At 61.6% G+C, this 22,641-nt stretch carries 21 protein-coding genes; 13 read left to right on the top strand and 8 right to left on the bottom strand.

Annotated features, from left to right (window positions below; all coding sequences use genetic code 11):
* Positions 1-198: 198 nt before the first annotated feature.
* Positions 199-864 (top strand): SDR family NAD(P)-dependent oxidoreductase, encoded by a 666-nt coding sequence (locus V8359_RS11275; protein WP_336428969.1) that lies wholly within the window; start codon positions 199-201, stop codon positions 862-864.
* A complete protein-coding gene (locus V8359_RS11270; RefSeq protein WP_336428968.1) occupies positions 858-2,387 on the top strand; it encodes a cryptochrome/photolyase family protein in 1,530 nt (509 codons plus the stop codon). The genes V8359_RS11275 and V8359_RS11270 overlap by 7 nt, the downstream gene beginning before the upstream one ends.
* Before the next feature lie 87 nt (positions 2,388-2,474).
* Here V8359_RS11270 and V8359_RS11265 read toward each other — a convergent pair whose 3' ends face one another.
* Positions 2,475-4,001 (bottom strand): MORN repeat-containing protein, encoded by a 1,527-nt coding sequence (locus V8359_RS11265; protein WP_336429052.1) that lies wholly within the window; start codon positions 3,999-4,001, stop codon positions 2,475-2,477.
* 223 nt (positions 4,002-4,224) lie between these two features.
* Between V8359_RS11265 and V8359_RS11260 the strand changes: the two genes are divergently transcribed.
* The gene (locus V8359_RS11260) at positions 4,225-5,883 is read left to right on the top strand and encodes an NAD+ synthase (RefSeq protein WP_336428966.1); all 1,659 of its coding nucleotides are present in this window, start codon (positions 4,225-4,227) and stop codon (positions 5,881-5,883) included.
* 91 nt (positions 5,884-5,974) lie between these two features.
* Positions 5,975-6,976, top strand: a complete 1,002-nt coding sequence (locus V8359_RS11255; protein WP_336428965.1) for a TraB/GumN family protein — start codon at positions 5,975-5,977, stop codon at positions 6,974-6,976.
* On the opposite strand, the gene V8359_RS11250 is transcribed toward V8359_RS11255, so the two are convergent.
* The gene (locus tag V8359_RS11250; RefSeq protein ID WP_442970363.1) at positions 6,951-7,628 is read right to left on the bottom strand and encodes a DUF2161 domain-containing phosphodiesterase; all 678 of its coding nucleotides are present in this window, start codon (positions 7,626-7,628) and stop codon (positions 6,951-6,953) included. The genes V8359_RS11255 and V8359_RS11250 overlap by 26 nt on opposite strands.
* A gap of 96 nt (positions 7,629-7,724) precedes the next feature.
* On the opposite strand from V8359_RS11250, the gene V8359_RS11245 reads away from it, so the two are divergent.
* Positions 7,725-8,648, top strand: coding sequence for a manganese-dependent inorganic pyrophosphatase (locus tag V8359_RS11245; RefSeq protein WP_336428961.1), 924 nt, complete (start codon positions 7,725-7,727; stop codon positions 8,646-8,648).
* A gap of 485 nt (positions 8,649-9,133) precedes the next feature.
* Here V8359_RS11245 and V8359_RS11240 read toward each other — a convergent pair whose 3' ends face one another.
* Positions 9,134-10,000 (bottom strand): DMT family transporter, encoded by an 867-nt coding sequence (locus V8359_RS11240; protein WP_336428960.1) that lies wholly within the window; start codon positions 9,998-10,000, stop codon positions 9,134-9,136.
* The gene (gene mnmD / locus V8359_RS11235) at positions 9,997-10,680 is read right to left on the bottom strand and encodes a tRNA (5-methylaminomethyl-2-thiouridine)(34)-methyltransferase MnmD (RefSeq protein ID WP_336428959.1); all 684 of its coding nucleotides are present in this window, start codon (positions 10,678-10,680) and stop codon (positions 9,997-9,999) included. Before mnmD ends, V8359_RS11240 begins: the two co-directional genes overlap by 4 nt.
* Before the next feature lie 63 nt (positions 10,681-10,743).
* Between mnmD and V8359_RS11230 the strand changes: the two genes are divergently transcribed.
* Both V8359_RS11230 and V8359_RS11225 read left to right on the top strand, forming a co-directional pair.
* A complete protein-coding gene (locus V8359_RS11230) occupies positions 10,744-11,775 on the top strand; it encodes an NAD(P)/FAD-dependent oxidoreductase (RefSeq protein ID WP_336428958.1) in 1,032 nt (343 codons plus the stop codon).
* Positions 11,772-12,269 (top strand): L,D-transpeptidase family protein, encoded by a 498-nt coding sequence (locus V8359_RS11225; protein WP_336428956.1) that lies wholly within the window; start codon positions 11,772-11,774, stop codon positions 12,267-12,269. Before V8359_RS11230 ends, V8359_RS11225 begins: the two co-directional genes overlap by 4 nt.
* A gap of 19 nt (positions 12,270-12,288) precedes the next feature.
* On the opposite strand, the gene V8359_RS11220 is transcribed toward V8359_RS11225, so the two are convergent.
* Positions 12,289-12,945: a YggS family pyridoxal phosphate-dependent enzyme gene (locus V8359_RS11220; RefSeq protein WP_336428955.1), complete on the bottom strand. Its 657-nt coding sequence runs from the start codon at positions 12,943-12,945 to the stop codon at positions 12,289-12,291.
* Positions 12,946-13,110: 165 nt separating this feature from the next.
* On the opposite strand from V8359_RS11220, the gene V8359_RS11215 reads away from it, so the two are divergent.
* Positions 13,111-13,596 carry a DUF3576 domain-containing protein gene (locus V8359_RS11215; RefSeq protein WP_336428954.1) on the top strand — a complete coding sequence of 162 codons (486 nt, stop codon included), beginning with the start codon at positions 13,111-13,113 and terminating at the stop codon, positions 13,594-13,596.
* A gap of 33 nt (positions 13,597-13,629) precedes the next feature.
* On the opposite strand, the gene V8359_RS11210 is transcribed toward V8359_RS11215, so the two are convergent.
* The gene (locus V8359_RS11210) at positions 13,630-14,892 is read right to left on the bottom strand and encodes a glycosyltransferase (RefSeq protein ID WP_336428953.1); all 1,263 of its coding nucleotides are present in this window, start codon (positions 14,890-14,892) and stop codon (positions 13,630-13,632) included.
* A 145-nt stretch (positions 14,893-15,037) separates the two neighbouring features.
* On the opposite strand from V8359_RS11210, the gene leuS reads away from it, so the two are divergent.
* The 3 genes from leuS to holA are packed head-to-tail and all read left to right on the top strand — an operon-like array spanning position 15,038 to position 19,246.
* Complete coding sequence (leuS, locus tag V8359_RS11205; protein ID WP_336428952.1) at positions 15,038-17,740, top strand: leucine--tRNA ligase; 2,703 nt, start codon at positions 15,038-15,040, stop codon at positions 17,738-17,740.
* Positions 17,727-18,224: an LPS assembly lipoprotein LptE gene (lptE, locus tag V8359_RS11200; protein ID WP_336428951.1), complete on the top strand. Its 498-nt coding sequence runs from the start codon at positions 17,727-17,729 to the stop codon at positions 18,222-18,224. Before leuS ends, lptE begins: the two co-directional genes overlap by 14 nt.
* Positions 18,221-19,246: a DNA polymerase III subunit delta gene (holA, locus tag V8359_RS11195; RefSeq protein WP_336428949.1), complete on the top strand. Its 1,026-nt coding sequence runs from the start codon at positions 18,221-18,223 to the stop codon at positions 19,244-19,246. Before lptE ends, holA begins: the two co-directional genes overlap by 4 nt.
* Before the next feature lie 60 nt (positions 19,247-19,306).
* Here the strand turns inward: holA and V8359_RS11190 are convergent, their stop codons facing one another.
* Positions 19,307-19,624 (bottom strand): HNH endonuclease, encoded by a 318-nt coding sequence (locus V8359_RS11190; protein ID WP_442970359.1) that lies wholly within the window; start codon positions 19,622-19,624, stop codon positions 19,307-19,309.
* Between the two features lie 152 nt (positions 19,625-19,776).
* Between V8359_RS11190 and V8359_RS11185 the strand changes: the two genes are divergently transcribed.
* Both V8359_RS11185 and V8359_RS11180 read left to right on the top strand, forming a co-directional pair.
* Positions 19,777-21,093: a mechanosensitive ion channel family protein gene (locus V8359_RS11185; protein ID WP_336428947.1), complete on the top strand. Its 1,317-nt coding sequence runs from the start codon at positions 19,777-19,779 to the stop codon at positions 21,091-21,093.
* Entirely contained in the window at positions 21,090-22,268 is a 1,179-nt protein-coding gene (locus V8359_RS11180; RefSeq protein WP_336428946.1) for a TIGR03862 family flavoprotein, read from the top strand. Before V8359_RS11185 ends, V8359_RS11180 begins: the two co-directional genes overlap by 4 nt.
* Here the strand turns inward: V8359_RS11180 and V8359_RS11175 are convergent.
* Positions 22,235-22,636 carry an ectoine synthase gene (locus V8359_RS11175; protein WP_336428944.1) on the bottom strand — a complete coding sequence of 134 codons (402 nt, stop codon included), beginning with the start codon at positions 22,634-22,636 and terminating at the stop codon, positions 22,235-22,237. The genes V8359_RS11180 and V8359_RS11175 overlap by 34 nt on opposite strands.
* Between the last annotated feature and the right edge of the window lie 5 nt (positions 22,637-22,641).

The raw sequence follows: 22,641 nt of genomic DNA, 5'->3' as shown, positions 1-22,641 counted from the left end.
GCGCCGGAGAACGGCACGCTCAGAGGCGGCTTAGGATCAACAGGGCAAGCGGACGGGTCCGGCGTTTGGTGCCGTGTGCGCAGTCTGCGATATGCCCATTGCGTGTCATGGCTGCGACTATACGCAGCATGGATCAAATGAAAAGGGGCAATCTGATCCGATATTGATCCCCGTGCAGACACCGCTAGATCATCCGCCATGGAACATGCACTCATCATAGGCGCCACGGGCGGGATCGGTCACGCGATCACGTCGCACCTGCGCGAGGCCGGAACCCGCGTCACAACCCTCTCTCGCAGTGACGACGGACTCGATATCACCGACGAGGACAGTGTTCGACGGACCCTCACGGCGCTGGACGGGCCCTTTGATCTTGTTTTCGTCACAACCGGCGCGCTGGTCGTGAACGGAGCCGAACCGGAAAAGGCGCTCGATCAGGTCACGCCAGATGCGATGCGCGATCAATTCATGGTGAATTGCATCGGCCCTTCGATGGTTCTCAAGCATGCGCAGCACCTGCTCCCGCGTGACCGCCGCGCGATCTTTGCCGCACTTTCGGCGCGGGTTGGCTCAATCGGAGACAATGGCATCGGCGGTTGGTACAGTTATCGCACGGCCAAGGCGGCACTCAATCAGATGATCCATACCGCCGCCATTGAACTTGGCCGAAGTCACAAACAGTCGATCTGCGTGGCGTTGCATCCCGGCACGGTGGCGACCGATCTCACGTCGAAATATCTTGGCCGGCACCCGGCGGTGGAACCACCGGAAGCGGCGGCCAATCTTATTGACATTCTCGAAGGGTTGACGCCCAACGACACGGGGCAATTCTTTGATTGGGCCGGCAAAAAGGTGACATGGTGAGCCGCCTCATTCTGGTGCTCGGGGATCAGCTTTCAATGGATGTCGCGGCCTTGCGCAAGGCCGATAAAACGCGCGATATTGTCGTCATGGCCGAGGTGACGGACGAAACCGGCTATGTGGCACATCACCCCAAGAAGATCGCCCTTGTCCTGTCGGCGATGCGTCATTTCGCCATGGCGCTGAAAAAACACGGCTGGACCGTTGCCTATACCCACCTTGATGACGCGGGCGCCACCCGCTCGATCGTGGGCGAACTGATGCGCCGTGCCGAGGAATATGACACGACCGAGGTTCTGGCCACCACCCCCGGCGAATGGCGCCTGATCGAGGCGCTGAACAACGCGCCGCTCACCCTGAGCATGCTACCTGATGATCGCTTTGTCGCGAGCCCAACAGAATTCGATGACTGGGCCAAAGGGCGCAAAAGCCTGCGCATGGAATATTTCTATCGCGAGATGCGGCGCAAGACGGGCCTTCTGATGGACGACGGCGCGCCCGCAGGCGGCAAGTGGAACTTCGACCATGACAATCGCAAGACAGCACAGCCCGACTTGCTGCGCAGCCAACCGATGCAATTCACCCCCGACGACGTTACCGAAGAGGTGCTGAGCCTTGTCGAAGCCCGCTTCGGGAAGAATTTCGGCGCGTTGCGCCCGTTTCACTTTGCCGTCACCCGCCCCGACGCGCTGCGCGCGCTGGATCATTTCGCAAGGTATCAGTTGCCAGAGTTCGGCGATTATCAGGATGCGATGCTCTGCGATGACAGGTTCCTCAACCATTCGCTCCTCTCGCCCTACATCAATCTCGGGCTGCTTTCGCCGCTCGAAGTGTGTCAGCGTGTCGAAAAGGAATGGAAAGATGGCCGGGTGCCCATCAACTCGGCCGAGGGTTATATCCGCCAGATCATCGGCTGGCGCGAATATGTGCGGGGCCTTTATATGCGCGAAGGGCCTGAGTATCCGCACCAAAATGCGCTGAACCATAGCCGCGACCTGCCTTGGCTGTATTGGGGCGGAGAAACGCGGATGAACTGTGTCGGCCATGCCGTCGCGCAGACCCGTGAAGACGGCTACGCCCACCACATTCAGCGGCTGATGATTACCGGCAATTTCGCCCTGCTGGCCGGTGTGGACCCGCATCAGCTTCATGAATGGTATCTGGCCGTTTATGTCGATGCCTATGAATGGGTTGAGGCCCCGAACACCATCGGAATGAGCCAATGGGCCGACGGTGGTGTGATCGCATCGAAACCTTATGTCAGTTCAGGCTCTTACATTGATCGGATGTCGGATTACTGCGCCTCATGTGAGTATAGCGTAAAGGACAAAACCGGCGAGAACGCCTGCCCTTTCAACCTGCTTTACTGGGATTTCCTCGACCGTCACCGCGACAGGTTCGCAAGGAACCCGCGCATGGGAACGATGTATGCCACGTGGGACCGGATGGGCGCGGAACGCCACGATGCCGTGCGCGACGGGGCCGCACGCATCCTCGACCGGCTGGACAAGGGCGAGGTGGTCTAGGCACCAAGGCGCGTTGCCCGCTCCTGCCCGGTCTTCTTTTCGGCGACGATACTCTCGCCGAAGACAAAGAAAATTCGAACGGTTCTCTTACTCCGCCGCCTCTCCCTCGTCGTCGCGCAGGTCGGGCACCGACGTATCGGCGGCATTATCCGTGGCCTCTTCTCCTTCTGGCGGCTCTGCCGTTTCCACGCCGGCCTCGCCGTCCGCCGCTTCTCCCGCCTCGTCGCGTAGGTCAGGCACGGCCGCACCGCCGGTCGTCACCAGCGTTTCCGCGTCCGGCTCACCCTCGACCCATGTGCCGCTCACCTCTTCGCCCGTAGCATAGCGCATAGTGCCCTCACCCTGACGCTTGCCATTGCGGAAATTGCCGACATACACATCGCCATTGGCATAGGTCGCGACGCCTTCGCCGTTGATTTCGCCCTCCTGCCACTCGCCAGTGTAGGAAAATCCGTCGGGCATGATGATCTCGCCTTGACCGTGGCGCTGCCCGTCTTCGAACTCACCCGTATAGACCGTGCCATCGGGATAGGTCGCCACGCCATCGCCCTCGCGCTGGCCATCGACCCAATTGCCTTCGTAGCGATAGCCATCGGCATAAGTCATCGTGCCGAAACCATGGTTGCGGGCGTTCTCGAAACTCCCTTCATAAACAAGCCCGTTGGGGTAGGTCGCACGCCCCTCCCCCTCGATCACGCCATCGACCCATTGCCCCTCATAGGTGGCCCCGTCGGGATAGGTGATCTTGCCCATGCCATTGGCCAGATCATTGGCGAATTCACCCTCATAGACCGAGCCGTCAGGATACGTCACACGCCCCTCGCCCGAGATCTGCCCTTCAACCCAAGTGCCGGTATACTTGTAGCCGTCAGTGCCGGTGAAGGTGCCCATCCCGTGGCGCTTGTCGTCGCGGAATTCGCCTTCGTAGACATCTCCGTTGGAATAGGTGACCGTGCCTTCGCCTTCGCGCTTGCCGTTCACCAGATCACCTTCATAGACATCGCCGTTGGGCTGCGTGAGCGTGCCTTCACCATCTATCTGGCCATCTTTCCAGAGCCCCTCATAGATCAGGCCGTCCGGCATGGTCAGTTTGCCCTGACCGTGCCGCGCACCTTTCTGGACCTCGCCCTCATAGACGGCACCGTCGGGGTAGGTGATCGTGGCCTCACCATCCTTGACGCCCGCAACCCAATCGCCCTCGTAGACATAGCCGTTGGGTGACGACATCGTGCCACGCCCGCTGTGCATGGCGTTCGAAAAGCCGCCCTCGTAGCGCACGCCATTGGCATAGTTGGCCACACCCTCGCCGGTGATCTTGCCATCTTCCCACGTGCCCTCGTAGGTGCCGCCATCGGTAAAGGTGATCTTGCCTACGCCGTTGGGCTTGCCTGCGACGAATTCGCCCTCATAGACCGATCCGTTGGGAAACCGGGCAACCCCGGTGCCGCGAATCTCGCCCTCGACCCAGTCACCGGTATAGGTATACCCGTTGGGCAGCGTGTAGGTGCCGGTGCCGTGCTGAAGGCCGTTCTTGAACGTGCCCTCGTAAACGCCGCCATCGTCATATTGCTTGGTGCGCACTTCGCTGTCCTGTGCATGGCCGATGTTCGCCATGCCAAGGCCAAGCACGATGATCGCGCCCCGCATCCATGCACCTGTCACTGAATTTTTCATTCAAACTAGCCCCGACTGCCCGATTGCCCGCGACCCCACGCACGAGTGACGCGAAATTTAGTGGACACATCCCCCCGTGACAACGGACTTTTCCGAATTCGGCTTTCCCTCGCCGGAGCAAGCCGGTAATCACAGACCAATTCCGCCGACCGGAGAGCCCGCGATGCCCGACCGCTTCCGCCTGACATTGGCCCAGCTCAACGCCACCGTCGGCGACATCGACGGCAACTCCGCAAAAGCGCGGACCGCATGGGAAGAGGGCCGCGCGGCGGGGGCCGATCTTGTCGCACTGCCCGAAATGTTCATCACAGGCTATAATACGCAGGACCTTGTGATGAAGCCCGCCTTCCATCAGCACGCGTTCGATGCGATTGACAGGTTGGCCGCCGATTGTGCCGATGGTCCCGCGCTCGCGATAGGCGGGCCGTGGATCGAAGGGGCCGAGCTTTTCAACGCTTATCACATCCTGTCGGGCGGCAAGGTGGTGCGCCGGGTGCTCAAGCATCACCTCCCCAATGAGACAGTTTTCGACGAAGAGCGCCTTTATGCGTCCGCGCCTGTCGGCGGGCCTTTCGCGCTTGACGGTGTGCGAATCGGCAGCCCCATTTGCGAAGACGCATGGCACGAGGACGTGCCTGAAACACTCGCCGAAACCGGTGCCGAATTTCTTCTGGTTCCCAATGGATCGCCTTATTACCGCGGCAAGATGGATACGCGCCTGAACCTTATGGTGTCCCGAGTGATAGAGACCGGCCTGCCGCTCATCTATCTCAACCTTGTGGGCGGGCAGGACGATCAGGTTTTCGACGGCGGGAGCTTCGTGCTCAACCCCGGCGGTGAGTTGGCACTTCAGATGCCACTTTTCCAAGAGGCGATCGCCCATCTCGACATGGTGCGTGGCAAAGACGGCTGGTACGCAGAGCCGGGCGAGCGCGCGCACCTGCCCGGCGAATGGGAACAGGACTATCACGTCATGACCCTCGCCTTGCGGGACTACATGGCGAAGACCGGGTTCAAGAAGGTGCTGCTCGGCCTCTCGGGCGGCATAGACAGCGCGATTGTGGCCACCATCGCCGCCGATGCGCTTGGCCCTGACAATGTGCGATGTGTGATGCTGCCCTCCGAGTATACATCTCAGGCGTCGCTCGACGATGCCAAGGCCGTGGCCGAAAACCTTGGCTGTCGCTATGATTTCGTGCCGATATCCGAGGGGCGCGCGGCGATCACCCACACGCTTGCGCCGCTCTTTGAGGGGACCGAACCCGACCTTACCGAGGAGAACATACAGTCGCGCCTGCGGGGTCTGCTGCTCATGGCCTTGTCGAACAAGTTCGGAGAAATGCTTTTGACCACCGGCAACAAATCGGAGGTGGCCGTGGGTTATGCCACCATCTACGGAGACATGGCCGGCGGCTATAATCCGATCAAGGACATGTATAAAACCCGCGTGTTCGAGACCTGCCGCTGGCGCAACGCCAATCACCGCGACTGGATGATGGGCCCGACAGGCGAGGTGATCCCCCCCCGCATCATCAACAAACCGCCCACAGCCGAACTGCGCGAGGACCAGAAGGACAGTGATTCGCTGCCTGATTATCCCGATCTTGACGCCATCCTCAATATTCTGGTCGATGAGGATGGCAGCATCGCCGATTGCGTCGCAGCCGGCTTTGACCGCGAGGTGGCCCGCAGGGTCGAGCATCTGCTCCACATCAGCGAATACAAACGGTTCCAGTCGGCCCCGGGCCCGCGCCTGACCAAGCGGGCGTTCTGGCTCGACCGGCGTTATCCGATCGTCAACCGCTGGCGCGATCCGGGCTGATGCGGCACGCGGACGGTTGTCATCGCGCCCGCTCCGGGGCACCGTGCAACCTCAGCCTCATGACAGGACAGATTTGCCGATGCGTTGCATATTGAAAAGTTTAGCCCACACGGTTCTTGCGGCGGCGTGGCTCCTTGTGTCCTTCCTGCTGCCTGCTTCGGCCGCCTGTGAAGGCACGGACCTTATCAAGGCCCTGCCTGAACACGAACGCGCGCGACTTGTGGGTCGGGCGGCCCGCGCGCCGTATGGCGAGGGGCTTTTGTGGCACGCCGTGCGCGGCGATACGCGCATCACGATCTTTGGCACCTACCATTTCCGTCACGATGACACCGACGCGCATCTTGCGGCGCTCACCCCGTTGATCGACGCGGCCGACACTGTCTGGCTCGAGGTGTCGAATGCCGATGCCAAGGCACTTCAGGCCCGCATGGCAGAAGACCCTTCGCTTATGTTTCTCACATCCGGACCGACCCTCATCGACCTTCTGGGCGACGAGGATTGGGAAAAGCTCGCGGATGAGTTTCGCGCCCGTCAGATTCCGCCCATTATCGCCAGCCGTTTCAAACCGATCTGGGCCGCCATGATGCTTGGTATTGGCCCATGCGAGGCCCGCAGCGGTGTTCTGGAGGCCAAGGGCATCGACGAGTTGATCGGCATGCGCGCCGCCGCCAACGGCAATCCCAGCCGCTCACTTGAGGATGCAGTCGAAATCCTGGGCCTGCTGGATACGTTTCCACAGGAAAAACAGCTCGACATGCTGAGGCTCTTTTTTTATTTCGACATTGATCCCGATGACCTCGCCCATACGATGAAGGTGCGATATCTGTCGCAGGACACGGCGCTTTTGTGGGAATTTTCGCGCAAGATGTCGCTGGAACACGGCGGCCCAACCGCGGCCGAGGATTTCGCCACATTCGAAACCGCACTCCTTGACGGACGAAACCGCGATTGGGTGCGCCGCATGACGGGCAATGATTTCTCGGGCGATGCCTTTGTGGCTGTGGGGGCGGCGCATCTTCCGGGTGAAACCGGCGTGCTGAACCTTCTGGCCAAGAAGGGGTTTTCTATCACGCGCCTTCCGTTTGCTCCGTAACGGCACCGTCATTCGCCACCGCGCCCGCGGTGCTTAATGTGTAGACACCGCGCCGGACCCGCTCGAACCAGCCATAGTGATTATCCGCCATGATCGACGTGGCCCTTGCGACCCCAGTGTCGCGCGCAATATCGGCGCCCCGCGCCTCGCCTGCCGCGACCAGATACGCCGCGACGCGCATCGCATCCTGCCGATAAGAGGTCATCACCCGCCCCCGCGTGCCACCTGCTGCGGTATCGCCCAGCCGCGCCGCGAACTCGGCCCTGAGCGCGGTCTCCTTCTTGGTGGAGCGGCGCGGGCGGAACGGGCCAGGATCGGCATGCACCTCAACGGTGCCGTCGTCCTGCACCGTCATCACCCCCAGGCCCAGCCTTCTGCAAAGTCCGAGATTACCCTTGAATGCCCGCCAGCCCGCACGCCCCGACCAGCGCGGCACAGCCACATAGATTGTTTCGGTCACTGCCTGCCGCGCCACAGCCTGCTGAAGAAGCGTGAGCGAGAACCGCGTCTTGAGTTCGACGATCAAGAGTGGATCGGCGCCACGCACGGCCACGACATCGGCGGCACCGATCTCGCCCTTGACCTCATAACCAAGCGCTTCGAGAAACGCCTTAACGGGCGCATAAAGGTCAGTTTCACAGCCTGTTTTCATGGTTGCCAGTGTCGCTGTCACGCGCCCCCGTGACAAGTCCCGGTTGCGCGCCTATAAGGCCTCCGAAATTCGTGCAAGCCAAGGACATTCCAGATCATGACCACTCTCGTTTTCGGCCACAAATCACCCGACACCGATTCCACCGGATCGCCCATTCTCTGGGCATGGTATCTCAATGAAATCGAAGGCGAGGATGCCGAGCCAGCCCTTCTGGGCGAACCCAATACCGAAGCGGCCTTTATGCTGAAATACTGGGATCTGCCGAAGCCCACGGTCATCGCTGACGTGAAGGACGATCAGCCCTGCGTGATCGTGGATACCAATAACCCCGCCGAGCTTCCCGAGAACATCAACAGCGCCGACGTGCGGGCGATCATCGACCATCACCGTCTTGTCGGCGGCATCGAAACGCGCGCGCCCCTCGACATCACGCTGCGACCTCTGGCCTGCACGGCGACGATCATGCTCGACCTGATGAGCGACGAGGCATACGAAAAAATGCCCAAAGGCATGAAGGGCGCGGCGCTCACCTGCATTCTCAGCGATACGCTCGAATTTCGCTCGCCCACCACGACGCCACATGACCAGGCAACGGCGGAACGTCTGGCCAAGGATCTCAACCTCGACATGGCAGACTATGCCGCCGAGATGTTCGCCGCCAAGTCAGATGTTTCGGACTTTTCGGATGCCGAGCTTTTGCGCATGGACAGCAAGGAATTCGCCATGGACGAGACTAAGCTTCGGGTGTCCGTGCTTGAAACCACCGCGCCGCGCATGGTGCTCGAACGTAAGGACAGCCTGATGCAGGCGATGCAGACCGTAGCCAGCGAGGATGGTGTCGATCACGTTTTGCTTTTCGTCGTGGATATCCTCAACGAGGAAGCCACGCTTCTGGTCCCCAACGAGACGGTCAAGACCATCGCCGAGAAGTCATTTGATACCACGGTCGAGGGCGATACCGTCGTTCTGCCCGGCGTCATGAGCCGCAAGAAACAGATCATCCCCAACCTCACGATGTAAGTGTTGCCAGAGGGCGGCCCATAGGGTCCGCCCTCTGCTCCAACAACAGTCAGAAGGCCTTCTGCCAGCCAAGCGTGAGCGTCCTGTCGGTTGGCATCTGAACCCTGTTCAGATTCTGATAAATAGATGCTCCAAGTTCAAGCGCGAGCCGGCGACCGCGCCAGCCACCCTTCTGGCCGAAAAGATTGATTCGCCGTCCAGCGAAGTTCTACTACCTACGTAGTTGCGCGGATCAGCCGCAGCTCAGGCGCAGCCATGCTGAGCGGTTGCGCGATAGCCCGAAGCGCGACGAAAGTGCACAGCCCCGCCACCAGACCGGTGCGACATATCCTTTCAGGCTGTTATACATGAGATCGGTGGTGGCAGCTTCTCGATGGTTACTATTGATAGCTTCGCGATCCTATTCAAGACAAGGATTTCCGCCTGCGGGCGCGAACATGTCGCAGCCCGGAGACAGGAACCTTCTCAAGCACCTGACCATGGGTTCAGGCCGCGACCCGGGCGCGCCAAAGGGTGAAAAGACCGGCCGCGACAACGATCACGGCTCCGAGAACCACATTCGCCTCGAGCGCCTCTCCAAAGACGAACAGACCGAGCGCACTGGCAAAGACAAGCTGAAGATAGGCAAAGGGCTGCACCGCGCTTGCCTCGGCCACCTCATAGCACTTGATCAGGGTGTAGTGCCCCAATGCGCCGGTGACACAAAGCACCGCCATCCATGCCCAGTCCTGTGCAATCATCGTTTCCCAGAACCACATGCCTACGGCAGTCATCCCAAGCGCCCCGACAGTACCGGTCCAGAAGAATGAAGTTGCCGTCTTGTCGCGCCTCGCCGCATAGCGAGTGAGCAGGCCGTAAAGCGCAAACATCAACGCCGCCGTGAGCGCCACCATGGCCGCCGGATCGAACACACCCAGGCCGGGCTTGAGTATGATGAGAATCCCGACAAAGCCGGCCCCTATCGCGGTCCAGCGCCGCCAACCCACATATTCGCCCAGAACAGGCCCCGACAAGGCCGCCACAAGAAGTGGATACGAGGCAAAGACCGCATGTGCCTCAATCAGGCCCAACAGCGTGAAACCGTAGATCATGACGCAGATTTCAGAGACCAGCAAAAGCGCACGGAAGGTCTGAAGAAACGGCTGCTCAGTGCGGGCCGCCGCACGTAGACCACCCGCCTGCCGCGAGGCCACGCTCATGACGAAAGCGGCAAAGAACCAATAGCGGACCATGACCACCATGTAGACGTTGTACTCACTCGCAAGATGCTTCGAAATCCCGTCCTGCACCGCGAAAACGAATGTCGTCGCCACCATGAGCAGGATACCGAGCCGAGTATTTTGTTCAGTCATTCCGGGTCGGCCTTTCTTGCCACGGTCATGTGCCGTTTACGGCCATAGCCTTGCGCGCGGGTGACTTCAAACCCGGCCTCCGTCAGCCCGCGCCGGACGAAACCCGCAGCGGTATAAGTGGCGACAGTGCCGCCGGGCGCAGTATGCTCGCCCACTGCGGCCATCAGGTCAGCGCCCCATAGTTCGGGGTTTTTCGCAGGTGAAAACCCATCCAGAAACCAGGCATCCGCGCATCCGTCCCAAGGGCCAAGCCGCAGCCGCGCGTCGCCTTCGATCACTTGCAGTTCCACGCCGCCGGGCAACCTGATCTCGCGCTCTCCACTGCGCCACGGCGCGATCAGGTGGGGCGCGATTTCCGACAATTCTGGGAACGCGGCAAGCGCACGCGCCATTTCGTCGGCCTGTATCGGGAAAGCTTCGAACGATGTCACCCGCAGCCGTCCCTTTGGTCCGCTCCGGGCCCATTCAAGCGCAAGTGTGAGCACGTTGAGCCCCGTCCCAAAGCCCAATTCGGCGACGTGAAAACCATCGCGAAAGCGCGCGGGAAGGCGATTGCCCGCAAGAAAGACGTGTCGCGTTTCCGCCAACCCGTTTTCCAGACTGAAATATGGGTCGTCGAACCGGGTCGAGACCGGCACAACGCCATCTCGCCATTCAAGCTCTGCCATCTGGCCCCGCATCGTGACATCCTCTAGAAAGGTCAGGGAACGCGGCGACCATGCAAGGAGGGGCGCATATTGGCAATGCCAGACGTGACAGTGCTCGGCGCCGGCATATTCGGGCTTTCGATCGCGTGGACCTGCATGGTGCGGGGCGCACGCGTCCGGGTGATCGACCCGGGCGGCCCCGGCGCGGGGGCCTCGGGCGGTATCGTGGGTGCGCTTGCGCCGCATGTGCCCGAGAACTGGAACGACAAGAAACAGTTTCAACTCGACAGCCTGCTCATGGCCGAAGCCTTCTGGCACGAAGTGACTGCGGCGGGCGGAGTAAACCCGGGCTATGGGCGGCTCGGCCGGGTGCAGCCGATTGGCGACAGGGCAGCCCTCGATCTGGCCCGCACCCGAGAGGAGAGCGCGCGCACGCTCTGGGGCGATGCCGCGACATGGCGCGTTGTGCCTGCGGATCACATGCTCTGGGCCCCGCACTCCCCAAGCGGCCATGTGATCCACGACACTCTCAGCGCGCGGCTGCATCCGCGCCGCGCCTGTGCGACACTGGCGGCCGCGATTCGGGCGCGCGGTGGCGAGGTTGCACCCGATGGCACCACAAAAGGGCGGGTGGTTCACGCCACTGGCATCGCCGATCTGACCGCGCTTAGCACGCATTTCGGCAAGACCATCGGCAATGGCGTCAAGGGCCAGGGCGCGCTTCTTCATTTTGACGCGCATGACAAGCCACAGCTGTTCGCGGAGGGGCTTCATATCGTGCCTCATGCCGATGGCACCACCGCCATCGGCTCAACCTCGGAACGCGACTATGACGATCCAACCGCCACGGATGCTCAGCTTGACGATGTGATCGACCGCGCGATGAAGGCGGTGCCCCTTTTGCGCGGCGCGCGGGTGATTGAGCGTTGGGCTGGCGTGCGCCCGCGCAGCCGCTCGCGTGCGCCGATGCTCGGGGCGCACCCGCTCCATCCCGGTGACTACATCGCAAACGGCGGATTCAAGATCGGCTTCGGCATGGCCCCCAAGGTGGCACAGGTCATGGCCGATCTCGTTCTGGAAGGACGGGACACGATCCCCGACGCCTTTCGCCCCGAGGCCTCGTTATGACGCCGTGGGATCTTGTTCTGACACCGCGCGGCGTGCGCTTCATGGGGCGGCATTATCCCTGCACGATCGGCGCGGGCGGCATCCGCACGGACAAGCGCGAGGGTGACATGGCGACACCCGCCGGCGCGCACCGCATCGTGGCGATGTATTATCGCCCCGATCGTTTGGCGCGCCCGGCACCTTGGGCCACACCCATCGACCCGCGTGATATCTGGTCGGATGACAGCGCCGATCCGGCTTACAACACGCGCGCCCAGATGCCTCACCCCTATAGCTATGAGGCGATGCGCCGCGCCGATCCGCTCTATGATCTCGTGCTGGTAACGGACTGGAACTGGCCAGCGGCGACGCCCGGACACGGGTCGTGCATTTTCCTGCATCAATGGCGCCGGCCGGGCTATCCGACCGCCGGATGTGTGGCGTTCCGCCCCGACCACCTTCGCGATATCGCAACGCGCATCGCACCCGGCGCACGCCTCATCGTGCGTGGCTAGCACATTGGATCAAGGATCATCAGCCCCGCGTCGGACGCTCTCCGAAGATCGCTGACCCCACACGCACATGCGTGGCCCCGAGCGCGATCGCGCGCGCGAAATCGCCGCTCATGCCCATCGACAATCCTGCAAGACCGTTGCGGGCCGCGATCTTGGCCAAAAGCGCGAAATGAAGGCTCGGGTCTTCGTCCACCGGCGGGATACACATCAGCCCACGCACAGGCAGATCAAGACCCCGGCACTCTTCCACAAACGCGTCAGTTTCACCGGGCATGACGCCTGCTTTCTGATCTTCCTCACCGGTGTTGACCTGTACGAAGAGGTCGGGGCAATGGCCCTCCTCCTGTGCGATGCGGGCGATCGCCCGGGCAAGCTTGGGCCGATCCACCGAATGAATCGCCTGCGCCAGTCCCATCGCCTGACGCACCTTGTTGGTTTGAAGCGGGCCGATGATATGCAATTCGATATCATCGAATTTTTCGCGGAAGGCCGGCCACTTGTCCGCCGCCTCCTGCACCCGATTCTCTCCAAAGACACGGTGCCCCTCCTCAAGGACCGCCTCGACACGTGCATCGGGCTGCTTTTTGGACACGGCAATCAGTGTTACCGACCCCGCCTCGCGCCCTGCCTCTGTCTCGGCGCGGGCAATCTCGTCCCTGATCTCTTTCAACCCCATGTCCAATCCACCTTTTCCCAAACCGTTACATTGGCGCCCAATCTGGCCTTATGCCGGGCGTCTTTCAATCGCGGAATAGGCGCGGCGATGAGCAATCTGCATTAACGCCTTGCTCCACGCCGCGCTGGCCGGTAGTAGGGATGAGAGGCTATAGCGGACGACCAAATGACTTTTTCACCTTTGAAAACCGTGTTGCTTGCTTTGATCTGCGCGACACTTGTTGCCGGGTGCAGCCGTGACAAGATCGGCCCGACCAATCCGGACGCCTATACCGTGAAATCCGGGCGCGAGGCAAAAAGCCGGGTGAGCAGTGGCTCCTCGCTCTTCGATGCATTTCGCACGGGCAAAAATCCTGTCAAGGTCAACCGCTTTCTCTGGACAGCGTCTCTCGACGTGCTCGACTTCCTGCCGATACAGGCCGCCGATCCCTTCACCGGCGTCATCTCGACCGGCTATGGCACACCGCCCGGCGGAGGCACCTCCTATCGTGCGACGGTTCTGATCAGCGATCCCGCGCTTGATGCCAGGTCCCTCAATGTCGCGCTTCAGACCCGTGGCGGCAACGCCGTCAGCGCCGAAACGCGGCGTGCCGTCGAGGACGCGATCCTGTCGCGGGCCCGTGAGCTGCGTATTCAGGCCGGACGCTACTAATACCGCACCAAGGCCCGCAACAACGCCGGCGCGTCACGCACGCGCCGCGGGCTCAAGCGGAAGTTTCATCAGGGCATGCACCCAAGCCAACTGCCGTGGCAGACACACGGTGGCCAGATCATAGTCTTCCACCATGAGTTGCCGGGCCGCCCGTCCAAGACGCGCCCGCGCCTCCGCATCATCCAGCAATTCGCCGATCGTCGCCACCAGCGCGTCACGGTCGAAGAAATCGACAAGTCGGCCAGTCTCATCCTCGCGGATAACCTCGCGCACCGGTGCCGTGTCGCTCGCCACGATTGCGGCCTCGCAGGCCATCGCCTCCATCAAGCTCCAACTCAGCACGAAGGGGTAGGTCAGGTAGACATGCACCCGTGACAACTGTAGCACCCGCGTGAACTGTGCATGGGGAACCCGCCCAAGAAAATGCACGCGCGCCCAATCGGCGTCGGGTATGTCGGGCCTCACCTCCTCGCGGAAAATCTGTTTCCACGTTTTGCCCTTGGGGGGCTGCGCGCCATAGCTCACCTCGTCGCCACCGATGATGATGACCCGCGCTTTGGGCCGCTGTTGCAAAAGCCGCGGCAGCGTCCGCATGAATACGTGATACCCGCGATAAGGTTCGAGGTTGCGATTGACGAAGGTGATGATCTCGTCCTTGCGGGTGAAGGGGGCATGGCCCTTGAGTGTGAGGATCACATCCGGATCGGGTCGGGAAAACGCGGTGTCGATTCCGTCATGGGCCACGGTGATCCGATCCCGAAATTCGGGGGGGAAGGTGTCCGCCTGAAATCGCGTAGGGCTGATGCCCGCTTGGGCCGCTGGAAAATGCAGGTGATTATTGAGATTCTTAAGGCGAATGCGCATCGGATTGATCTCGGGCTCTCGCGAAGGGAACTCGGGATCGAACTCCAAATGGGGATAACCCGCTTCGTGATAGAGTTCACAGTAAAGCCCCAGCCGTGCTTCGGGCCATAGGTCGCGAAGGAACAGCGATTCGCCCCATCCGGGGTGAGCAAGGATAAGATCGGGCACATACCCCTCCGTCCGCAGGGCGCGCGCGGCCCGCCAGCACGCCTCGCCCCGTGTCACCTTGGTATCAAGATCGACAAGCCATGGATGCACTGCCTGCCGCTTACGCTCGGGAAGTGTATAGGGAAGCACCTCGACCCCGCGCCAATCCGTCGCCTCGTCCACCCTGAGCGTCAAGGCCCGGCACTCATGCCCCTCCTGCGCCAACGCAGGCGCCAGATGCTTGAACTGGCCGGGAAAATTCTGATGAATGAATAGGATTTTCATACTGCCCCGCGATGTGTTCGTCTTTTTGCAGGACTATAGGCGGGTGCGCGCGCCCTGAAAAGCGCGCCTTCCCACTGGACCCCGCGCGCCACGCCGCCTATCACGCTTCACAACACCGGGAATCCAAGCGAAAGGGCAAGGGACAATGGCCTATTCCGCAGCCGAGATCGAAGCGAAGTGGCAAAAAGCGTGGGACGAGGCCGGGCTTTTCCGCGCCACGCGTTCCGCCGACAGGCCGAAATATTACGTCCTCGAGATGTTTCCTTATCCGTCGGGGCGCATCCACATGGGTCATGTGCGCAACTATACGATGGGCGACGTGATCGCGCGCCACAAGATCGCCACTGGCCACAGTGTTCTGCATCCAATGGGCTGGGATGCCTTTGGGATGCCCGCCGAGAACGCGGCGATGGCCTCGGGCGGCCACCCCAAGGACTGGACCTACGGCAATATCGCCGACATGCGTGCGCAGATGAAGCCTCTGGGTCTCTCCATCGACTGGAGCCGCGAATTCGCCACCTGCGACCCCGAATATTACGGCCAGCAACAGGCGCTTTTCCTTGATTTCCTCGAAAAGGGGCTGGTCTATCGCAAGAACGCGGTGGTCAACTGGGACCCGGTGGATATGACCGTTCTGGCCAATGAGCAGGTCGAGAACGGCCGCGGCTGGCGTTCGGGCGCCGAGGTGGAGCGGCGCGAACTCACTCAGTGGTTTTTCCGGATTTCGGATTTTTCCGAAGAATTGCTGGAAGCCCTCGACAGCCTTGACGACTGGCCCGCCAAGGTCCGCACGATGCAGGAGAACTGGATCGGAAAATCGCGCGGGCTGCAATTCGCCTTCGGCCTGAATGACGGCCCCGACGGACATGACCGGGTCGAAGTCTACACCACCCGGCCCGACACGCTTCTGGGGGCGTCGTTCATCGGCATCTCGCCCGATCATCCGCTTGCGCGCCAGCTTGAGCGCGAGCGCGCGGATGTGGCCGAATTCTGCGCCGAGGCGCGGCGCGGCGGCACCACCGAAGAGGCGCTGGAAAAGGCCGAGAAGCTGGGCTTTGACACCGGCCTCACCTGCCGTCATCCGTTTGATAATGCGTGGGAATTGCCCGTCTACATCGCCAATTTCATCCTGATGGATTACGGCACCGGCGCGATCTTCGGCTGTCCTGCGCATGATCAGCGTGACTTGGATTTTGCGCGCAAATACGACCTGCCCGTCATCTCGACCTTTGCTCCCGCAGAGAACGAGGGCTTCCCCTTGCCCGAGGATGGCGGCGAGGCTTATGTCCCTCCCAAGACCGAAACGGTTATCTATGTGCGCGGGTTTGCCGGCGATACCGAGCAGACGGGCCTCGCGGCCATCGACGCCGCGATTGATTTCTGTGAGGCAAATGGCGTGGGGCAAGGCGTCACCAAGTTCCGCCTGCGCGATTGGGGCCTTAGTCGTCAACGCTATTGGGGCTGTCCCATTCCGGTGGTGCATTGCGACGCCTGCGGCGTGGTGCCCGAGAAAAAGAAAAACCTGCCCATCGAGCTGCCCTATGACGAGGATGGCAACCCGATCGACTTTTCCATCCCCGGCAACCCGCTGGATCGCCACCCAAGCTGGCGCGACTGCGCCTGCCCCGCCTGTGGCGCCCCCGCCCGGCGCGAGACGGACACGATGGACACGTTCGTGGACAGCTCGTGGTACTATGCCCGTTTCACCGCGCCCCGTGCCGACACCCCCACGGTGATGGAGGACGCGGCCTACTGGATGAACGTGGACCAGTATATCGGCGGCATCGAACACGCGATCCTGCATCTGCTTTACTCGCGCTTCTTCGCGCGGGCGATGCATATCTGCGGCCATTTGCCCGAAAAGGCGCGCGAGCCGTTCGATGCGCTTTTCACCCAAGGCATGGTCACGCACGAGATGTATTTGGGCGCGGAGATGAACGAAGAGGCAAAGGGTTCTCGCGCAAAGTTCTATTTTCCAGAAGAAGTGTGTCGCTTTGAATATGAAGGAGAGCCGGTAGCATTGCTTCGTAGTTTCGTTTTACAACGAAGCGTTGATCCTTCTGATACATCTAAGCTGCGAGACCTCTGGGATGTACACTACATTGATGACCAAGTTGGTGCAGAGGACCCAAAACTTAAAGTTATCCCCTCGGCCAAGATGTCGAAGTCCAAGAAGAACGTGGTCGATCCGGTGAACATCATCGGCGCGTTCGGCGCGGACACCGCGCGCTGGTTCGTGCTGTCCGACAGCCCGCCCGAGCGCGACGTGGAATGGACCGCGTCGGGCGCCGAGGCGGCGCACAAGCACCTGACCCGCGTATACCGGATTGTAGACGCGCTCGTGCAGGACACCGGCACCGGCACGCCCGAAGCCGATGAGACCCTTCTGCGCGAGATGCACAGGACCATCCACGAAGTCACGGGAGGTGTGGAAAGCTTTGGTTTCAATGCGGCTATCGCCAAGCTTTATGCCTTCACCAACACACTCGCCAAGAGCAACGCAGGCGCTGATGCCAAACGTCAGGCCGCAACTGCGCTGGCGCAATTGATGGCCCCCATGACGCCACATCTTGCCGAAGAGCTTTGGCACCTGCTGGGTCACGAGGGACTGATCACCGCCGCCCCTTGGCCCATTGCCGATGACGCGATGCTTGTCTCTGATACCGTCACACTCCCGGTTCAGGTCAACGGCAAGCGGCGCGCAGAAATCAGCGTGCCGGTCGACATGTCGAAGTCCGAGGTTGAAAAAGCGGCGCTGGCATTGGAAGCTGTGCAAAGGGCGATGGACGGGGCCGCGCCCAAGAAGGTCATCGTCGTCCCCGGACGGATCGTCAATGTTGTCATATAATCGCCGTCAATTCACGCTTACTGCCCTCGCCGTCTTTGGGCTTGCCGGGTGTGGATTCTCGCCTGTCTATGCGCCGGGTGGCGGCGGCGCGGCTCTACTGGATGCTGTGCGCCTCGACGATCCCAAGACGCGCGCGGATTTCCTGTTCGTCCGCAGCATGGAAGAACGGCTTGGCCGGGCCGCCGAGGACCGCTATGGCCTGTCCTACGCCATCACCCTGCGCGAAGATGCGGTGGCCATATCGGCCAATAACGTCAACACGCGCTACAATATCATCGGCGATGTGACCTATGCACTGCGGGACCTGTCCACGGGCGCGGTGGTGACGTCGGGCAAGACGCGCAATTTCACCGGCTACTCGGCCTCGGGCACCACCGTCGCGACACAGGCCGCTCAGCGTGACGCCCGGGCCCGGCTGATGACCGTTCTTGCGAACGATGTGACCACGCGCCTCACCGCCGCGCTGACGCCTCCGGCCTCATGAAGCTGTCGCCGCGCGACGCGCCCGGCTATTTCGCCCGGCCCGAGTCGGGCCGCACCGGCCTGTTGATCTACGGCGCCGATACGATGCGTGTGGCGCTCCGCCGTCAGGAAGTGATTGCTGCCCTGATCGGGCCCGCCGGCGAAGAGGAGATGCGCCTTACCCGCCTGCCCGCGTCGGATCTGCGCAAATCCCCCGCCGCCCTTCTGGATGCCATCAAGGCGCAAGGCTTCTTTCCCGGACCGCGCGTGGCTTTCGTCGAGGACGCAACAGACACCGCCGCCCCGGCCATCCTTAATGCGCTCGATGACTGGCGCGAGGGCGACGCTCAGATTGTCGTCACCGCCGGACAACTCAAACCCGCGTCCAAGATTCGCAAGGCGTTCGAAAACCATCCCAACGCCTATGCCACCGCGATCTACGACGATCCGCCCTCACGCTCGGAAATCGAGGCTGAGCTGAAGAAATCCGGCCTCAGCGACATCTCGGGCGATGCCATGGTCGATCTCACCGCGCTCGCCCGCACGCTTGATCCGGGGGACTTTCGTCAGACCCTTACGAAAGTCGCGCTCTATAAGCTTGGCGACGACACACCGCTTTCCTCAGAAGATATCGCTCAATGCGCCCCCGCCTCCACCGAGGCCGAGCTTGACGATGTGCTCAACATCGTGGCCGAGGGCCGCACCGGCGAAATCGGCCCGGTGATGAAACGGCTGCGCGCGCAAGGGGTACAACCGGTGGGCCTTTGCATCGCCGCGACACGACACTTCCGCACGCTTTACGCGGCGGCCTCCGATCCCGGCGGCCCCTCTCAGGGGATCGCGCGGGTGCGCCCCCCCGTCTTCGGGCCACGGCGTGACCGCATGCAAAGACAGGCACAGGGCTGGGGGGCGGTCCGGCTCGAACAGGCGTTGTCGCTACTTTTTGAAACTGACCTCACCTTGCGCTCGGCAGGGCGTTCCGCCCCGGACATGCCGCTTGTGGAACGGACGCTTATACGTCTCGCAATGCTGTCGCGCCGGTGACAGTCTTGGGATGCTCCACTTGGCCAAAACGCGCGACACGGCCACGCGGCTTGACCCGATCTACCGCGCGCGTCGCCGCCCCGGCGTCTTCGAATGAAACTCCGGCGGGCGCTTGACCACCCAACGTATGAATCTTGCCAAACGGGGATGCGCCCTGAGTTTCTCGGGTGTGTCATAATCCCGCGCAAGCTCGGCTTCGGTCAGGGTCGCGTGGATCTCGTTATGGCAAATCTGATGCAGGCGCACGACCGGGCCACCTTTCCCGCCTTTGAGCTTGGGCACAAGATGGTGCAGGCTTTGACGCGCCTCGGGCGTAATGGGCCGCCCGCACAAGGGACAATTCGGGTTTTGCGCGTCGCTCACTTGATCACCGGGCATCTTGCGGGCATGAGAGGCAGATAGGACATTTGAGACCGACATAAAGATTTATCTCAACCCGCCGACAGCGCGAAAACCGGAATGCGCAACGCAGCCAATTGCGCAGGTTTCGATGCCTCCCCGGCGGTGAGGTCAACGACAAGGAATTTAGCATGGAAAACCAGCCGGAGATCGTGCGCCAAGCCATAGTTTACGCAAAACAAGGGTGGGAGGTGGCCGAGGGGTGGCTGCTCAGCCCCGCGGCCTGGACCCAATTCGCGCTTTTGCTCGCGGCCTATCTTCTGGCTCTGGTGATCAGCCGCAGGCTGCGCGGACCGCTGACCCGGCTTTTGGCCCCGCCCCCGGATCAGACCAACGTCGTGGCGCGCCTGCGGAATTTCGTATTGATCTTCTTGCCCTTGCTACTGCCGCTTCTTGCCTATGTGTTTACCGGGCTGGGCGAAGGTGTCACACGTTCGCTCTTCGGGTCTGGTGCTGTGATTGCCTTCGGCAAGCGCGTGTTCTTGTTCCTCGCGGTGCGTATTCTCGTTCGTGACATCTTCACCGAACCGTTTCTGAAACTGCTCGGGAATTATGTCCTGATCCCTATCGCCGCTCTCTATGCGGTGGGGCTCATCGGCCCGGTTTCCGAACGGCTTGAGGCCACTGTGATCCCGCTGGGAAACATGTCCTTCGACCTTCTCTGGCTGCTGCGGGCAATAGTGGCGGGCGGTCTCATATTCTGGCTCGGGCGCTGGTCCAATGAAAGATCGACGAGCTATATCCAGTCGCAAGAGGAGATGCGCCCGGCCACCCGCCAACTGGCCGCCAAGGTGGCCGAGATCGTGATCTTCGGTGCGGCCTTCCTCGTGCTGATGAACATCCTCGGAATTTCGCTCACCTCCCTCGCGGTGCTTGGTGGGGCAATTGGCGTCGGTCTCGGCTTTGGTCTGCAAAAGATCGCCTCGAATTTCATCTCGGGTGTCATCCTGCTTCTGGAAGGTCAGGCGACCGTGGGTGACTATGTCGAACTGGACAATGGCGAGGCCGGAACCATCGTTAAGACCACGGCGCGCGCCATGATCCTGGAAACTTTCGATGGCCGCTGGATCGTTGTCCCGAACGAGGATTTCATCACCACCCGCGTCGTCAACTATTCCGATCAGGGCAGCGCGAACCGCTATGAGGCGCCGTTTTCAGTCTCGTACGACACGGATATCAACATTGTCCCGGCACTCATCGAAGAGGCGGTGGCCAAATTACCCTTCGTCCTGCAGGAGCCCGACCGCCCGGATTGCGAGTTGCGCGCCTTTGGCGACAGCGGGGTGGAATTCGCGGTGGAATTCTGGGTCAATGGCATAGATGACGGTAAGAACCGCTTCACCCCGCAGGTGCTCTTCGCCATATGGAACGCTCTCAAGGAACACGACATCGAGATACCCTTCCCGCAGCGCGTCGTGCATCACAAGGGGCTGCCCCCCGCCGCATGACCCAAGCGCTTGTCATCGGGGCCGGGCCTGCGGGCCTCATGGCGGCGGATATGCTGTCGCAGGCCGGTCATGCCGTGACAGTGGCCGAAGCCATGCCCTCGCCTGCGCGCAAGCTGCTTATGGCGGGCAAGTCCGGACTGAACCTGACCAAGGCAGAACCTCTTTCAGATTTTCTCGCGGCTTATGGCGGCGCCCGCGATGCCCTTGGTCAAAGCCTAGACGAATTCGGGCCGAAGGCTGTGACGGAATGGGCCGAAGGGTTGGGTCAGCCGCTCTTTACCGGCTCCACCGGGCGCGTGTTTCCCAAGGCGATGAAGGCGTCTCCACTGCTGCGCGCCTGGCTCGCGCGACTTGCGGATCAGGGGGTGACGCTCCTTACCCGTTGGCGCTGGACCGGCTTTGAGGGTGCAACCTGCCGGTTTGACACGCCCGAGGGTATTGTGTGCGTTGAACCGGCTGTGACGGTTCTGGCCTGCGGCGGAGCCAGTTGGTCACGGCTCGGCTCAGACGGGGCATGGGCGGCTTATCTGCCGGAACAGGTTGCGCCCTTCAAGCCAGCCAACATGGGGTTTCGTGTTGCGTGGTCCGATCATATGCACCGCCATTTAGGCACGCCGATCAAGGGGTTGGCCCTCCTTGCTGGGGCCACCAGATCGCGTGGCGAGATCGTGATCTCAAGCCATGGCATAGAAGGCGGCGGCATCTACGCGGTCTCTGCTGCGCTGCGCGGTGGAGCTCCGCTCAACCTTGATCTTCTGCCTGATCTCGATGAAGAGACCATACGCCAGCGTCTTTCGCGGCCTCGCGGCAAGACGAGCCTCAGCAACCATCTCCGCAAGACCCTGCGCCTTGATCCTGCAAAAATCGCGCTTTTGATGGAATGCGCACGCCCTTTACCCGATGATCTCGCACCGCTGCTCAAGGCCCTGCCAATCTCTCACGACGGCCCTCGCCCGCTTGACGAGGCTATATCGACGGCTGGCGGGCTGCGCTTCGATGCACTGGACAAAAACCTCATGCTTCGCACCCGCCCCGGCACTTTCGCTGCGGGCGAGATGCTTGACTGGGAGGCGCCAACAGGCGGTTACCTTCTGACCGCCTGCTTGGCCACAGGACGGCGTGCCGGCCTTGCCGCCGCGCGCTATCTCTCGCTGACGTCGTCAGGCAAGCCATAGCTTCCGTCGGCATCATGCACTTCGCGACCCGTCAGTGCGGGAGTGAAGACGCAAACGATCCGCATATCACCGCGCAATGCACGCAAAAGATGCGGCTCGTTGCGGTCCAGAACGTAAAGTGACCCGGGCCCAAGGGGAAACACCTCACCGGTTACGAGGTTCTCCACCTCTCCTTCGCCGGCGGTGACGTAATTGCTTTCAACGTGGTTCTTGTAATGCAAACGCTGTTCGGTTCCCTCGCGCACCTGAGTATCGTGCAACGAGTACCCCACGCCATCCTGCGCCAAAAGCATCCGTCGGCTCTCGAACGCCTCGCCCTTGACATGCGCATCCGTGCCCAGAACATCGCCCAAATGTCTCACGATCATCAAAG

Source organism: Roseovarius sp. E0-M6 (genome assembly GCF_037083845.1).
GTDB lineage: Bacteria > Pseudomonadota > Alphaproteobacteria > Rhodobacterales > Rhodobacteraceae > Roseovarius.
Note: the sequence above shows the minus strand (reverse complement) of the source record. Positions and strands in the feature narration are given on the sequence as shown.

Bases quoted from the DNA above. Each gene is read 5' to 3' on its own strand.
- holA (WP_336428949.1), top strand. From the start codon at position 18,221: ATGAAGCTGTCGCCGCGCGACGCGCCCGGCTATTTCGCCCGGCCCGAG.
- mnmD (WP_336428959.1), bottom strand. From the start codon at position 10,680: ATGCGGGGCCAGATGGCAGAGCTTGAATGGCGAGATGGCGTTGTGCCG.
- V8359_RS11215 (WP_336428954.1), top strand. From the start codon at position 13,111: ATGACTTTTTCACCTTTGAAAACCGTGTTGCTTGCTTTGATCTGCGCG.
- V8359_RS11240 (WP_336428960.1), bottom strand. From the start codon at position 10,000: ATGACTGAACAAAATACTCGGCTCGGTATCCTGCTCATGGTGGCGACG.
- V8359_RS11180 (WP_336428946.1), top strand. From the start codon at position 21,090: ATGACCCAAGCGCTTGTCATCGGGGCCGGGCCTGCGGGCCTCATGGCG.
- V8359_RS11210 (WP_336428953.1), bottom strand. From the start codon at position 14,892: ATGAAAATCCTATTCATTCATCAGAATTTTCCCGGCCAGTTCAAGCAT.
- V8359_RS11275 (WP_336428969.1), top strand. From the start codon at position 199: ATGGAACATGCACTCATCATAGGCGCCACGGGCGGGATCGGTCACGCG.
- V8359_RS11175 (WP_336428944.1), bottom strand. From the start codon at position 22,636: ATGATCGTGAGACATTTGGGCGATGTTCTGGGCACGGATGCGCATGTC.
- V8359_RS11190 (WP_442970359.1), bottom strand. From the start codon at position 19,624: ATGCCCGGTGATCAAGTGAGCGACGCGCAAAACCCGAATTGTCCCTTG.
- lptE (WP_336428951.1), top strand. From the start codon at position 17,727: ATGTTGTCATATAATCGCCGTCAATTCACGCTTACTGCCCTCGCCGTC.
- V8359_RS11230 (WP_336428958.1), top strand. From the start codon at position 10,744: ATGCCAGACGTGACAGTGCTCGGCGCCGGCATATTCGGGCTTTCGATC.
- V8359_RS11260 (WP_336428966.1), top strand. From the start codon at position 4,225: ATGCCCGACCGCTTCCGCCTGACATTGGCCCAGCTCAACGCCACCGTC.
- V8359_RS11270 (WP_336428968.1), top strand. From the start codon at position 858: ATGGTGAGCCGCCTCATTCTGGTGCTCGGGGATCAGCTTTCAATGGAT.
- V8359_RS11220 (WP_336428955.1), bottom strand. From the start codon at position 12,945: ATGGGGTTGAAAGAGATCAGGGACGAGATTGCCCGCGCCGAGACAGAG.
- leuS (WP_336428952.1), top strand. From the start codon at position 15,038: ATGGCCTATTCCGCAGCCGAGATCGAAGCGAAGTGGCAAAAAGCGTGG.
- V8359_RS11250 (WP_442970363.1), bottom strand. From the start codon at position 7,628: ATGAAAACAGGCTGTGAAACTGACCTTTATGCGCCCGTTAAGGCGTTT.
- V8359_RS11225 (WP_336428956.1), top strand. From the start codon at position 11,772: ATGACGCCGTGGGATCTTGTTCTGACACCGCGCGGCGTGCGCTTCATG.
- V8359_RS11265 (WP_336429052.1), bottom strand. From the start codon at position 4,001: ATGGCGAACATCGGCCATGCACAGGACAGCGAAGTGCGCACCAAGCAA.
- V8359_RS11245 (WP_336428961.1), top strand. From the start codon at position 7,725: ATGACCACTCTCGTTTTCGGCCACAAATCACCCGACACCGATTCCACC.
- V8359_RS11185 (WP_336428947.1), top strand. From the start codon at position 19,777: ATGGAAAACCAGCCGGAGATCGTGCGCCAAGCCATAGTTTACGCAAAA.